Raw genomic sequence first — 13,898 nt, 5'->3', positions numbered from 1 at the left:
TGCGCGCATCGGCGACGATATGATCGCGCTTGGTCATGAACGCGGCGATGGTACCGACGTTGGCGGCGTAGCCGGTCGAAAAGACCAGCGCGCGCTCGCGTCCCACCCAGTCGGCCAGTTCGGATTCGAGGGCGGCGTGCTCGGCGTTGTACCCGGTCACCATTTGCGAGGCGCCGGCGCCGGCGCCGGTACGCGCCGCGGCCGTGGCCATCGCCTCGGCCAGGCGCGGATCGCCGGCCAGGCCCAGATAATCGTTGCTGCAGAAATTGAGCGCGGCGCGGCCGTCGACGACGACATGCGCGCCGTGGCCGCCCTCGATGACGCGCCGGCGCCGGCGCCGGCCCTGCTCGTCGATTTCGGCAACACGCGCACGACACGCCCGGCGCAGTGAATTCATGCCGACTCCGACCGGCGCCTCAGGCGCGCGCGGCTTGCGGCGCCCGTCCGACGTCCGGCGCTTCGCCCGCCTCGAGTTCGGTGTATTTCGGGCTCGCCTCGGCCCGCATGCCGAGCTTGTCGAGCAGCGCCAGATCGGCTTGGTGCGCCGGATTCGCGGTGGTCAGCAGTTCGTCGCCGTAGAAGATCGAGTTCGCACCGGCTAAAAAACATAGGGTCTGGACCGCCTCAGACATCTCCTCGCGGCCGGCAGCGAGCCGCACATAGGACGCCGGCATCATGATTTTAGCCACGGCGATCGTGCGTACGAAACCCAGCTCGTCGATCGCATCGATACCGTGCAGCGGCGTGCCCTCGACCTGTACCAGATTGTTGATCGGCACGCTCTGCGGGTGTTCGGGCAGGTTGGCGATCTGACACAGCATCTCGGCGCGATCCGTGGGTTGCTCGCCCATGCCGACGATGCCGCCACAGCAGACCTTCAGCCCCGCGTCGCGGACATGGTCCAAGGTATCGAGCCGATCCTGATAGGTGCGGGTGGAGATGATTTCCTCGTAGTACTCGGGCGAGGTATCGAGATTGTGGTTGTAGTAGTCCAGCCCCGCCGCGGCCAGCGCCTCGGCCTGGCGCGCCTTGAGCATGCCGAGCGTAACGCAGGTTTCCAGCCCTTCGGCCTTGACCGCTTCGACCATCGCGATGACTTCCGCCAGATCCTTGTCCTTGGGGCTGCGCCAGGCCGCGCCCATGCAAAAACGCGTGGCCCCCGCGGCCTTGGCGCGTTTCGCGGCGTCGACCACGTGCTGCCTCGGCAGCAGTTCCTCGCGCTCCAGCCCGGTGGCGAAACGGATGCTCTGCGGGCAGTAAGCACAGTCTTCGGGGCAGGCGCCGGTCTTGATCGACAACAGGGTGGAAAGCTGCACGTCGCGCGCATCGAAATGCGCCCGGTGCGCGAGCTGGGCACGATGGATCAGCGTGGGAAAATCGAGCGCGAACAGAGCCTCGACTTGGTCGCGCGTCCAGTCGTGGCGCAGCGCGCCGGCTTGATGGGTATCGCTCATGGCAGGATAGACTTCGATGAGGCAGCGCCGACAGCTTTAAGCAGGCGCCATCAACCGTCAACCCGAAATGCACTCGTTTCTTTACGACTGGTCAAAAATAATACAGAACGCGTGCTTGGCGCCGCGTTGTCCGATCTGTGCGACCGCGATTGGCGCCGAGGCCGGCATCTGCGCCGGCTGTCGCGGCGAACTGCCGTTTTTGGGCGCTCAGTGCGCCTATTGCGCCGTCCCGCTGGCCGCGGCCGCGGCGTCGCGGATTTGTGCCGATTGTACGCGGCGCCCGCGCTTCGATCGGGCGCGCGCCGCTTTTTATTATCGTCAACCAATCGCCTGGATGATCGGCGGCCTTAAATATCATCGGCATCTGCCCCATGCCCGCGTGCTCGGCGATCTGCTTGCCGATCAGATTGCTGACTCGGCGCCGCCGACGCCGGACCTGCTTGCACCGGTGCCCCTGCATCCGGCGGCTTTTCGCCGGCGCGGTTTCAATCAGGCCGAACGTATCGCCGCCCGGCTCGCCCATCGTCTCGGATGGCCGCTGGAGCGCTCGGCCTTCGTCCGGCTGCGCGACACCCCGCGCCAGAGCACGCTCGATGCCGCCGGGCGCGCGGCCAATGTGCGCGACGCGTTCGCCGCGCGCCGTGATCTCACCGGGCGACACGTGGCACTCGTGGACGACGTGATGACCACGGGTCGTACCGCTGGCGCGCTGGCGCGCTGCGCCCGCGCCGCCGGGGCGGCCAGCGTGGCGGTCTACTGCGTGGCCCGGGCCTGACCGGAGCACGGCTCGCGCGCCCGTATCGCTGCTAGTATTGCCCGGGCATCAAAAAGGTGACTTATGCTCAGTTATCTATTGTCGCGCTCGCACGAGCCGGGGCGGCGGCCAGGCAAATTGGTCGATCCCGAGCCCGAGGAACGGGTAGGCGGGTTGACAATTTATCGGATGGATTTCGGCGGCGGCCACTCGCCGCAGGAACGCCGCGATACCGATTTCGAGCCCATGCTGGAACCGCTACCGGATGCCAGCGATCACGCCCTGGCCTGGCTGCATTTCCAAGGCGATGTCAGCGCGGCCCAGCTGACCCGGCTCGGCAAGAAATATGATCTGCATCCGTTGGCCCTCGAGGACGTGCTCAATCGTGGGCAGCGGCCGAAGATCGATGTTTATCGCGATACCCTATTCATGACGCTGGCGCTGCCGCACGTGGTGGACCATGCGATCGCGATCCAACAGATCAGCCTGTTCATCGGCCCGAACTATGTGCTGAGCTTCCATGCCGGCCGCCACGATGCCTTCGCCGCGGTGCGCGAGCGTATTCACGCCGCCCACGGCCGGATCACCTATGCCGAATCGGACTATCTGGGCTATTGCCTGGCGGATGTGGTGGTCGATTCCGGTTTCGTCGTGCTCGCCCGCTATAACGACGAACTCGACGGGCTCGAGGAAACGGTCTTCGACGACCGCAGCGATGACCTGGTCGGCGCGATCCACGATATTCGGCGCCGGCTGATCGGGCTGCGCAAGGTGTTGTTGTCGCAGAACGAGGCGCTGATGCGCCTGGTCGGCCTGGAGCATCGGCTCATTCATGCCGACAACCGGCCGTACTTCCGCGACATGCAGGACCACGCCAAGCGCGTGCTCGATCTGTGCGACGGCTATCGCGATACCGCGGCCTCGCTGCTGGACACCCATTTGTCGCTGGCCTCGGCGCGGATGAACGATGTCATGCGCGTGCTCACGTTGATCGCCACCGTGTTCATGCCGCTGTCGTTTCTAGTCGGCGTCTACGGCATGAATTTCGATACCAAGTATGTCTGGAACATGCCAGAGCTGTCCTACCGCTACGGTTATCCGATCTTGCTGGGCGTGATGATCGTGGCCGTGATCGCCATGCTGATCTATTTCAGGCGCAAGCGCTGGCTCTGAGCCCAGCGCCCTGCCAAGAGATCTTTCGAGTCACCGCTCGTATTCAGATCGCGATTTCCTTACCGTCGTTCCTTCGAATTGCCAACGTCGTCGAACGCGCGGGCGTATGGCCGTCCGGAAAGGTGCCGCTCGGATGCTGTACGTTGGCGAACAGCGTCCTGGCATCCGCCGATAGTTCGCTGCCGGTTATCTCACAGCCCTTGGGCCCGACCAGGAAGCGCTTGAGGCTGGCCTGATTGCCGGCTCGGATCACACGATCGTCGGACAGATCGGCCGGAATGACCGCCAGCATCTGATTGTTGGTGGCCTGCGAAACCTTGTTCCCGCCGTTGTCGGTCTGAATCCAGAGCACGCCGCGACGATCGAACCAGAGACCGTCGGGGCTGCCGAAATCATTGGCGGCGGTCAGCCCGGACCGGTTGAGATCGTCGCCGGCGGCTGCCGGCGCGCCGAACACGAAGATGTCCCAGGTGAAGGTGACGGCCGCCGGATCGGCATCGGCTTCGGTCTGGCGGATGATATGACCGTAGGTGTTGTCGACGCGCGGATTGGCGGCATCTACCTGTTCTTCACCCTTCGCGCCGCGGTCGCTGTTGTTGGTCAGCGTGTAGTAGATCTCGCCGTTGCTCGGGTCGACCGCGGACCACTCCGGCCGGTCCATCGGCGTGGCACCGACGATGTCGGCCGCGGTGCGCGTGTTGACCAATAGATGCGCTTGGCTGTCGAATGCCTGCGCGAGCTTATCGTTGGCCACAACGTCGAGCGCCAGCCATTCGCCCGTGCCGTCATCGTCGAAACGGGCGGCGTAGAGCGTGCCGCGATCGAGCATGTCCGGCATCGGCTGGCCGGCGATGTAAGCGTCGGCAGTCACGAATTTGTAGCAGTATTCGCCGCGCGCATCGTCGCCCATGTAGAACGCGATCGGCCGACCGTCGACGATCGGGCTGGGCTGGGCGCCCTCGTGGCGGAAACGGCCCATTGCGGTGCGTTTCTTCGGCTCGCTGGACGGATCGTTCGGATCGATCTCGACTACCCAGCCGAAGGTGTTGGATTCGTTGCGCCAGTCGTCGTTCGGCCCGTTGCCGCTCGCGGTCACATCGAAGCGCGCGAAGCGACCGGCATCGTCACCCGCTTGGCCGGCCACGTTGTCCCAGAACTTGGAGCCGCCGTTGCCGATGCCGTAGCGGGTCTTATCCATGCCGGGATCGGGGTCGGCGGTTGCGAAATAACCCTGGATGTTTTCCTCGCAGGTCAGATATGTGCCCCAGGGCGTATAGCCGCGGCCGCAATTGTTGAGCGTGCCGCGGGTGCGCGTGCCCTGCGCGCTGTACGGCGTGACCAGATACTCCGAGCCGGCCGCCGGGCCCGACATCGTGATCGGCGTATTGGCGGTGATCCGGCGGTTGCGCCCGTCCAGACCGTGGCGCCATACGCCGTTCTGATCCTGGCTAATTTCAACAATGGAGACGCCGTGGGCCGCCATTTCCTTGCGCACCTGCGCGATATCGGTCGGCTTGCCGTCGGCGTCTTCGGCGCGGCCTTCCGGATGAAGAAACGCTGCGGTGATGTTTTCGTGATTGATCGCCAGAATGCCGGCGTTCATGTCATCCGACTGCGAGAACAAGAACATGCCATCATGATGCATACCGGTCTGCCCGGCCTGATCTTCGGCGGTGTTGGTTGCCGGATCGAACGCCGCGGCGCTCGACAGAATCGGCGTCCCCCAGGCCAGCAGCGTCTGATAGCGATAGCCGTCGGGCAACCTCACCTCGTCGGCGGTCGAGTGTGGGATCGAGTCGAAGGTCAGCTTGCTCTGGCCGCCCGATGCGCCGGAATCGATGTCGTCGCCGGCATTGTCACCTCCGGCATTATCATTGTTGTCGTCGCAGCCGGCCAGGCCCGCGCCGGCGAAAATGGTCAGCGCGGCCAATCCGAGTCCGCCGCGCAGCGTCGCGCGACGGCTTACGCGCGCGGCCAGCATATCGCCCATACTGGGCGCGGCGCTGGTCGAGCGGATCGGCTCATCGGTCTTGGCCTGCTCTTCGTCGATTTTGTAGGTCGGTAGCCGAAACGGCGGGCGGTTATCGGTCATGATGCGTCTTCCCTTATCGGTGGAGCCGTGATCGAGACGACAAGGTTGACGGCCGCGGATGACGGCTTGATGAAACGCACCGGCGCATTTCGGCTCTATCGGCCGCGGCGCGCTGCTATAGGCTCTGAGCTCAGACTCTGGACTCAAACGCGCGCGTAATCGCTCCCGGCGGATGTCCAGCGCGCAATCAACAGATCGGCCTCGCGCGGATGGTGGGCCAGCACATCGTCGGCGATGGCGAGCGCCGACTCGGCCAGATCGGCGTCGCGTACCAAATCGGCGACCCGGAATTCCTGTGCCCCGGTCTGGCGCTTACCGAGCACCTCGCCCGGCCCGCGCAGCTCCAGATCGGCACGGGCGATGGCAAAGCCGTCCGCGGTGTCGCGCAGCGCCACCAGCCGCGCCCGGGCGGTGTCCGACAGCGGCCCCTGATAGAGCAACACGCAGTGGCTGGCTATCGATCCCCGTCCGACCCGGCCGCGCAGTTGGTGCAACTGGGCCAGGCCGAGCCGTTCGGCGTTCTCGATGATCATCAGCGAGGCGTTGGGCACGTCCACGCCGACCTCGATCACCGTGGTCGCCACCAGCACGTCGATCCGCCCTTGCTTGAAAGCGTTCATGGCGCGCGCCTTGTCCGCGGCCTTCATGCGGCCGTGCACCAGCGAGACCCGTACCCCGTCCAGCGCGTCGGACAACGCCTCGGCCGCGGCCTCGGCGGCCTGGGCTTCGAGCTTGTGCGAGGCCTCGATCAGCGTACAGACCCAGTACACCTGACGCCCGTCGGCAACGGCGTGGCCGATGCGCGCCACGACGTCGGCGCGCCGGGTGTTGGGCACGGCCACGGTGGTGATCGGCGTGCGCCCCGGCGGCAGTTCGTCGATCACCGAGGTGTCCAGATCGGCGTAGGCGCTCATCGCGAGCGTGCGCGGAATCGGGGTCGCGGTCATGATCAGTTGGTGCGCGGTCATGCGCCCCGCGCCGGCTTTGTTGCGCAGCGCCAGGCGCTGGTCGACGCCGAAGCGATGCTGCTCGTCGACCACCGCCAGGCCGAGTCGGCCGAACACGACCGCGTTCTGAAACAGCGCGTGGGTGCCCACCGCCACGCCGGGCGTGCCGGCCGCGATCGCGGCGGACAGGTCATCGTCCTTCTTGCGTTTGCCGGTGATCAACCAGACCGGCACGCCGAGCGGCTCCAGCCAGCGCGAGAGCGCGCCGTGATGCTGTTCGGCCAATAGTTCGGTAGGGGCCATGAAAGCGCCCTGCCAGCCGTTGTCGATCGCGGTGAGCAAGGCGGCGGCGGCCACCACGGTCTTGCCCGAGCCGACATCGCCCTGAACCAAGCGCAGCATGGGCGCGGGCGCGGCCATATCGGCCAAGATTTCGCCGATCACGCGGCGTTGCGCGTCGGTCGGCGTAAAGCCGAGGCCGTCGAACAACGGCGCCAGGCCGCGTCCGGCATCGGTCATGGCCGGCGCCCGGTCGCTACGAATCCGCTTGCGGCGCGAGCGTAGCGCCAACTGATGGCCCAGCAGCTCCTCGAACGCCAGCCGGCGACAGGCCGGGTCCCGGCCCTCGGCGAGCGCGGCGAGATCGGTGCCCGGCGGCGGATCGTGGATACGCCGCAGCGCCTCGGCCGCCGGCATGGCGATCGCCGGACCGGTCAGCTGGGCCGGCAACCCCTCCGGCCAAAAATCCGGCGTCTCCAGCAGCGACAGCGCCTGACCGGCCAGATCGCGCAGGCGCTTCTGGGTCACCCCCGAAACCGCCGGATAAACCGGCGTGAACGAGGGCACGAAATCGTATCCGGCCGCGGCGTCGGCCACTATCTCGGTCTCCGGGTGCACCATTTCCGCGCCGTAGACGCCGCCGCGGGGCTCGCCGTAGACCCGCAGCCATGTGCCCGGCGCCAGCCGGGCCTGTTGCGCGGGCCCGAAATGAAAAAACCGCAACCACAGCCGCCCGACGCCATCGGAAGTGGTCACGAGCAGACTGCGCCGCCGGCCCACCCGCACCTCGGCTGATTCGACCCGGACCACGGCCAGCGCCGAGCGCCCGGGCGCGAGTTCGGCCGCCGACGTGATCCGGCTGCGATCCTCGTAACGCAGCGGCCGGTGCAGCAGTACGTCGCCGATCGATACGATGCCGAGATCGGCCAGGCGGTCGGCCAGCTTGGGCCCGACGCCCGACAACCGGCGGACGTCCGCGCTCGCCCCGGGGGCTGACGATCCGGGCCGGACGCTCTTAATCGACGACGAGGATGGCATCCGCCTCGACGGCCGCGTTCTTGGGCAGGGAAGCCACGCCGATCGCCGCGCGGGCCGGATACGGCGCTTCGAACCGGTCTTTCATGACCTCGTTCACCACGTCGAACTGCGCCATGTCGGTAAGGTAGAGGCCGACGCGCACGACATGCGCCAGCGTGACGCCGGCCGCTTCGGCCACGGCGGCCAGGTTATCAAACACGCGCTCGACCTGGGCCTTGAAATCGCCGTCGACCAGTTCGCCGGTGGCCGGGTCGAGCGGAATCTGGCCCGAGACATAGATCGTGCCGTTGGCGCTGACCGCCTGCGAGTACGGGCCGATCGCGGCAGGCGCCGCATCGGTGTGAATAATCTGATGATTGATAGGCTGCATGAACACTCCGTAATCGAACGAGACGCTGTATTTTTACACAGCTTTTCGTCCCGGCCCAGGCGCGGTGGCGAGGCGTTCTTAGCTGCGCTCGACCTTCTCCACCTGCGGAATCCGCCGAATGCGCCGGATCACGCTGGCCAGATGCTGGCGGTCGCGCACGCCGATCAAAAAACGGATGGTGACCAGCGCGCCGCCGCGCTCGGGGAAGTTGACGTTCTCGATACTGCAGCCGCCGTCGGCGATACGCGACGAGATATTCGCCAGCAGGCCGCGCTCGTTGGCGGCGGCGACGCGCAACTCGACATCGTACTCGCCGGAGACGTTGTCGGCCCAGGTCAGCTCGACCCGGTCGTTGGACGCGCCCTTGCGCGAGGAATAGGCACAGCCGGTGCGGTGCACGACCAGGCCACGGCCGACGCTCGCCTGGCCGTGGATGGCATCGCCCGGTACCGGGTGGCAGCACTTGGCGAACTCGACCACCAAGCCTTCGGTGCCCTGCACCGCGAGCGGCTTGGCCCGCTTGCCCGCGGCCACCGGCGTATCGCCGCTCAGAAAATGCCGGGCGACCAGCGGCGCGAGCCGTCGGCCGAGCCCGATGGCGGCATACAGCGCCGGCAGGCTGGCCTCGCCCATCTCGGCGAGACCCCGGTCGATGTCGCTGCGCGACAGGCGCCGCAGCGACAATCCCAGATCCGCCAGCGCCTTCTCCAGCAAGCGCTGGCCCAGTTCGCGCGCCTTGTCCTCGCGCTGGTTCTTTAGATAGTTGCGCACGCCCGAGCGCGCCTTGCCGGTGCGCAGAAAATGCAGCCAGGCGGCGTTGGGCCGGGCATGCTTGGCGGTGATGATCTCGACCGTCTGACCCGACTGGAGCTGGTTGTTGAGCGGCGCCAGATGGCCGTCGACGCGGGCCGCCACGCAGCGATTGCCGAGTTCGGTGTGCACGGCGTAGGCGAAATCCACACAGGTCGCGCCCTTGGCCAGCTGGATGATCTGGCCGTTGGGCGTGAACACATAGACCTCGTCGGGGAACAGGTCCATGCGCAGATTGTCGACGAAGACCATCGAGTCGCCCTCGCCCTCGTTCATCTCGGTCAGATGACCGAGCCAGGCGTCGGCATCCAGCGTGCCGAGCGTGCCGGCCGAATCGCCCAGCTTGTACTGCCAATGCGCGGCGATACCGGATTCGGCGATCTGGTCCATCTCGCGGGTCCGGATCTGGACCTCGAACTTGATCCCGCCGCGCGCCAGCACCGTGGTATGCAGCGACTGATAGCCGTTGAGCTTGGGGTTGGCGATGTAGTCGTTGAACTGCTCGGAGATCGGCCGGTAGCGATGATGCACGATGCCGAGCACGCGGTAGCACTCGTCGACCGTGTTCACGATCACGCGCACGCCGTATAGATCGAAGACATCGAGAAAACGCCGATGCTTCTCCCGCATCTTGCGATAAATGCTGTACAGATTCTTGCGCCGGCCCCGGACCATGGCGGTCAGCCCCTCGCCGGCCACCGCGCGCGACAGATTCTCCTCGATCTCGCGCAGCAGACTGCGCCGGTCGCCGGTGATCGAACGGGACGCACGCAGCAGCACCTCATAGCGACGCGGATAGAGGTTGGCAAAGCCTTTTTCCTCCAACTCCTCGCGTATGCTGTTGATCCCCAGCCGACGCGCAATCGGCGCATAGATATCCAGCGTCTCGCGCGCGATCTTGGCGCGCTTGTCCGGGCTCATGCCGCCGAGCGTGCGCATGTTGTGCAGCCGGTCGGCGAGCTTGACCAGGATCACACGAATATCGTGCGTCATGGCGAGCATGAGCTTCCTGAAACTCTCGGCCGTGGCCTGCTCGCGGCTGCGAAACTGGGCCTTGTCGAGCTTGGACACGCCGTCGACCAGGGCGGCGACCTCGCTGCCGAAGCACTGGGCCACCTCGTCGCGCGCGGCGTCGGTGTCCTCGATCACATCGTGCAGGATCGCCGCCATCAGTGTGGTCGCATCCAGGCGCATATTGGCCAGAATGCGGGCCACCGCCAGCGGATGATAAATATAGGGTTCGCCGGTCTTGCGGAACTGCCCGCGGTGCTGGCGCGCACCATATTCATAAGCCGATCGCACCTGCGCGATCTGCTCCGCCGTCATGTAGGTTTCCAGATGCTCGGCGAGCGCATCGATGCCGTACTCGCGCGATATGCGCGAGGTACGGATCCGACTCTGGATACGGGTCAGGCCACTCAGTTCCATGGCCGCTAGATTACTGCGATTGCGCGGCACTGGCGAGCGGCCGTCCGGCGGCCGTACCGTCCGGGTGCGCCCCGCAACGCACCCGCGCCGCCGCGTTTATTCGTCGGCGCCGGCGGCCCGATTCGCGCCGCGCCTCTCGTCGGCCAGGAAATCTTCTTCGGCGGGCTCGGCCGGGCGCGGCGCCTCCATGCTCGACACCATCGGCGGCAAATCCGGCTCGTCCAAAATCTCGCGGGTCACCCGGCCTTCGGCGATCTCGCGCAGGGCGAGCACGGTCGGCTTGTCGTCTTCCCAAGCGAGATCGGAGCGGGCGCCACGCGCGAGTTGACGCGCCCTTTTGGAGGCGACGGTCGCCAGCTCGAACTTGTTGGCGACGTGATCGAGACAATCTTCAACAGTTACGCGCGCCATGGGTACCTCGCATTTTTAGCGCAATCGAGTATTTTAACGGGTTTGGGGCTTGCCGGCCAGCCCGAGCCTTGTCCAATGACACATGAGCCTGAGCAGTGCGCCTGATTCCAGGCAGACATGAGCCTGAAGGCGGTCCGGAGTTTGGAATCATCGGAGGATGATCGTGAAACTTCCAACTCGGAGACGCCAGACCATTGACGACATTCGAGCGTTTGTGGCGGCCAGCCCAGCCGTCGACTTCGAGGCCCGCGACGCCGCCTATTGTTTTGTCATGGGCGCAGATCACGCGCCTGATCGGCCAGTATCGCCAATCCGGTCGCGTGCACGATCGCCGAGCGCCGTCGGCCCGAACTCAACGGCGGCTCGATTATTTACGCGTCGATTCGGCCACCAGGGGATCTCGAAGTGATGGGTCGCGCGCTCGCCGGAGCGAGAGTTAAGTATACTGTCCCCGGAACCCCGGTCCCCGGAACCCCGGTCCCCGGAACCCCGCCCGGAACCCCGCCCGGAACCCCGCCCGGAACCCCCGGAACCCGCGCTTCGCTGCCCCCCGTTCCGGGAACTCGAATTATCTTAAATATGTATCAACTATTTTTTTGTCTTGAGGAGTCTTTATCAAACTTAAGGCATCTCTAATTATTATCTCTTGAAACTTATTAAAAATAATTTTTGCTTTATTGCTGCCGTAATATAAACAAGCTGGCGGTCCAAGTCCAGCTAATACATTTATAAGATACAATAATCGATGAGTAATATTTGGCCTTTTTTCATAACTTTTTATCGGTTGATTAGTAAGTTTTTGTTTTCTTGAATCTAATTTAATATTATAGCTTTTATATAAGCTTTCATAGCGACCACTACCGTAAAAAAACTGACTGAATAAAGATTTTATATTATAACCAGATGTCTTATCAGATTGAAAATTACTTTTTGTATTTTCATATCCAGTCTTATACACAGTCACTGTCCCAAACTTATCGCTAAATAGCCCGCCTCCAAACTTGAAAGGTCTTTCGAACCTGTAATGCCCGTCGGCGTTAGTTCGGGTAAGGGCTGCATCGACGGTGACACAACCACAGCCTCCAAGTTCAGCGGGTCCACACTTATAATAGCCACTACGAGCGTACACGTAAGCATTCTGAATCGGCTGGCCGGTGTCGGCATCGATTACCCGACCATGAACATGTTGTCCTGAACCGGCGGCGCAGCCCTGAACCGCGACTAATGTCAGCGCCGCGATGAAGGCGCGTCGCAGGACCCGGTAGTCCCTACTTCCAATAATTACCGCTCTCGCTTGAAGCTTTAATTGCCGCATACTGATTTGGTTCTATAGCTGCCGCACGGTAGCAGCAGCGCCGGCTTGGCCTTGCCGCCATTATCCGGATCGTGGTAATACAAGCCCGCTTCTTTCAGGTCGGCTTCGGTGAGATTGCCGAGATATTTGATACGATCGCTGGCTGGATTCGGGTGCGAGTTTAGACTTTTGGTGTTTGTCTGATCATAAATTGGGATTTCTGAACTCAGAAAATCCCTTAGCCGTCTAGCTTTAGCGACCGGGTTACTTTCCCGATCCGCATTAAACCGCTGCAACACCCCGATGCTTTGGTTGTGCTCCGGCCCGTCGATCGGATGGTCGCCGGGCAGTTCAGCGGAAAGTATACTTAATTCGGATAGTTTTTGAGTCATCAGTAGACTCGACCCTAGCCTCCTCTTTACTTTTACTGCCTCTCGCGGAACTGCCCGCCTCCTTTATTGCAAATACATATCTATCAACACCTTGTTTTCTGGAGTTTTACCAGATCTAAAGCGTCACTAACAATGATATTTTGAAAAGCACGGAAAATATGTTGTGCTTTTGCGGTTGTATCGACGCAACCTGGAGGGCCGGTTCCGCCTGGCCGTAACCTGACCCATTTTCCGTGCCTTTTCCGAGGAGAATCAAGGCGGGCAACGCGTATTGCTGTTCGTAGTGCTCAAGTCGTATGCTTCCAGGCAAATTTCATGCGTTATCTTTTGATCGTCTTTATTCTGAGCTAACAGCTTTGCCTCTTGATACATCGCGCGTTTAAGCTTCGAAATGGCTTTGTTACCTGACGATAAACCACCTATTACATTTAACAAATATACTAAACGTGGTGTAAATTGATATGAGTATGGAGAAAGTTCGCGAATTGATGTGCTTGATAGATAATAATTTTTTGAATTTTGATTCAAAGGATTGTCTCTATAATCATCTCTATAGTTTCCTGTTCCATAGAAATATTGTGAAACGATTGTAGTGGCGACAAAGCTTTTCGGGGTTCCAATACCTTTTGCTTGATAATCCCAGGACTGATCTACCATTTTAGGAGCACTTACGTACCCCGGCTTATAAACAATTATGCGACCTGACTTGCTAGTAAAGGTGCCTCCAAAATTAAACCGCTCCTGGAATACGTAATGGCCACTAGCATCGGTTCGTGTCAAAGCAGCATCATCGACAATAAAGCGGCAGCTTCCCAACTCGAACGGACAATGGTTGTCATGGCCACTTTGCCCATATACATAAGCGCCGGCTATCGGTTGCCCAGTTTCGGCATCGACTACACGGCCAGAAACTTTCATGCCGCCGGCCGCGCACCCTTGAACGGCCAGTAAGCAAAATAGCGTCGCTGTAATACGAATAGCCCAGCGGCTAGCGCAGCGTGCCGCAAATGATTGCCGCATTCGAACAGGTGCTGTGCTGATAGAGTTCATCATTGTGTATTACACGCTGATTTCGTTTTATAGCTGCCGCAAGGCAGCAGCAATGCCGGCTTTGTCTTGCCGCCATCGTCGGGGTCGTGGTAGTACAAGCCGGCTTTTTTCAGATCGGCTTCTGTGAGGTTGCCAAGGTAGTCGATGCGGGCAGTAGCGGATTGAGACTTTTCGAATTCTGTAATATCGGCCTTTGCGCCAAATTGTGCTTTCAAAGCTGTTCTTAGTCGTTTGATCTTGCCACTTTTACGTGGATTATCCGCATCAAAATCCCGATCCGCATTAAACCGCTGCAGCACCCCGATGCTTTGGTTGTGCTCCGGTCCGTCGATGGGGTGGTCGCCGGTGAACGGCAGGTTGGAGTTATAGCCCACCCGCGCGTAGCCGAGCTTGCCCAGTTCGGCCC

The 13,898-nt window shown here is 62.4% G+C and carries 13 protein-coding genes; 2 read left to right on the top strand and 11 right to left on the bottom strand.

The annotated features are described in order from the left end of the window. Both VFJ08_RS12745 and bioB read right to left on the bottom strand, forming a co-directional pair. Positions 1–397 (bottom strand): aminotransferase class I/II-fold pyridoxal phosphate-dependent enzyme (locus VFJ08_RS12745; protein ID WP_324997596.1); only part of this gene is annotated, 397 nt, incomplete at its 3' end. Between the two features lie 19 nt (positions 398–416). Beyond that, positions 417–1,454, bottom strand: a complete 1,038-nt coding sequence (gene bioB / locus VFJ08_RS12740; protein WP_324997595.1) for a biotin synthase BioB — start codon at positions 1,452–1,454, stop codon at positions 417–419. A 67-nt stretch (positions 1,455–1,521) separates the two neighbouring features. On the opposite strand from bioB, the gene VFJ08_RS12735 reads away from it, so the two are divergent. Both VFJ08_RS12735 and corA read left to right on the top strand, forming a co-directional pair. Continuing rightward, positions 1,522–2,229 (top strand): ComF family protein, encoded by a 708-nt coding sequence (locus VFJ08_RS12735; protein ID WP_324997594.1) that lies wholly within the window; start codon positions 1,522–1,524, stop codon positions 2,227–2,229. Between the two features lie 63 nt (positions 2,230–2,292). Continuing rightward, the gene (gene corA / locus VFJ08_RS12730; RefSeq protein ID WP_324997593.1) at positions 2,293–3,381 is read left to right on the top strand and encodes a magnesium/cobalt transporter CorA; all 1,089 of its coding nucleotides are present in this window, start codon (positions 2,293–2,295) and stop codon (positions 3,379–3,381) included. A gap of 43 nt (positions 3,382–3,424) precedes the next feature. Here the strand turns inward: corA and VFJ08_RS12725 are convergent, their stop codons facing one another. From VFJ08_RS12725 to VFJ08_RS12685, 9 genes are all read right to left on the bottom strand, one after another. Then, positions 3,425–5,473 carry a PhoX family protein gene (locus VFJ08_RS12725; RefSeq protein WP_324997592.1) on the bottom strand — a complete coding sequence of 683 codons (2,049 nt, stop codon included), beginning with the start codon at positions 5,471–5,473 and terminating at the stop codon, positions 3,425–3,427. A 143-nt stretch (positions 5,474–5,616) separates the two neighbouring features. After that, positions 5,617–7,737 carry an ATP-dependent DNA helicase RecG gene (recG, locus tag VFJ08_RS12720; RefSeq protein ID WP_324997591.1) on the bottom strand — a complete coding sequence of 707 codons (2,121 nt, stop codon included), beginning with the start codon at positions 7,735–7,737 and terminating at the stop codon, positions 5,617–5,619. Further along, positions 7,715–8,107 (bottom strand): RidA family protein, encoded by a 393-nt coding sequence (locus tag VFJ08_RS12715; RefSeq protein ID WP_349257006.1) that lies wholly within the window; start codon positions 8,105–8,107, stop codon positions 7,715–7,717. The genes recG and VFJ08_RS12715 overlap by 23 nt, the downstream gene beginning before the upstream one ends. Positions 8,108–8,185: 78 nt before the next feature. Beyond that, the gene (locus VFJ08_RS12710; RefSeq protein ID WP_324997590.1) at positions 8,186–10,345 is read right to left on the bottom strand and encodes a bifunctional (p)ppGpp synthetase/guanosine-3',5'-bis(diphosphate) 3'-pyrophosphohydrolase; all 2,160 of its coding nucleotides are present in this window, start codon (positions 10,343–10,345) and stop codon (positions 8,186–8,188) included. Between the two features lie 96 nt (positions 10,346–10,441). Further along, positions 10,442–10,756, bottom strand: coding sequence for a DNA-directed RNA polymerase subunit omega (gene rpoZ, locus VFJ08_RS12705; RefSeq protein WP_324997589.1), 315 nt, complete (start codon positions 10,754–10,756; stop codon positions 10,442–10,444). Positions 10,757–11,324: 568 nt separating this feature from the next. Then, complete coding sequence (locus VFJ08_RS12700; RefSeq protein ID WP_324997588.1) at positions 11,325–12,071, bottom strand: hypothetical protein; 747 nt, start codon at positions 12,069–12,071, stop codon at positions 11,325–11,327. After that, complete coding sequence (locus VFJ08_RS12695; protein ID WP_324997587.1) at positions 12,059–12,442, bottom strand: hypothetical protein; 384 nt, start codon at positions 12,440–12,442, stop codon at positions 12,059–12,061. Before VFJ08_RS12695 ends, VFJ08_RS12700 begins: the two co-directional genes overlap by 13 nt. Before the next feature lie 252 nt (positions 12,443–12,694). Next, positions 12,695–13,495 carry a hypothetical protein gene (locus VFJ08_RS12690; protein ID WP_324997586.1) on the bottom strand — a complete coding sequence of 267 codons (801 nt, stop codon included), beginning with the start codon at positions 13,493–13,495 and terminating at the stop codon, positions 12,695–12,697. Further along, the coding region (locus VFJ08_RS12685; protein WP_324997585.1) for a hypothetical protein at positions 13,492–13,898 on the bottom strand (407 nt) is incomplete at its 5' end. The genes VFJ08_RS12685 and VFJ08_RS12690, both read right to left, overlap by 4 nt.

The sequence above is a fragment of the Salinisphaera sp. genome (genome assembly GCF_035690525.1).
Lineage (GTDB): Bacteria > Pseudomonadota > Gammaproteobacteria > Nevskiales > Salinisphaeraceae > Salinisphaera.
This window is presented reverse-complemented; position numbering and strand designations above follow the sequence as displayed.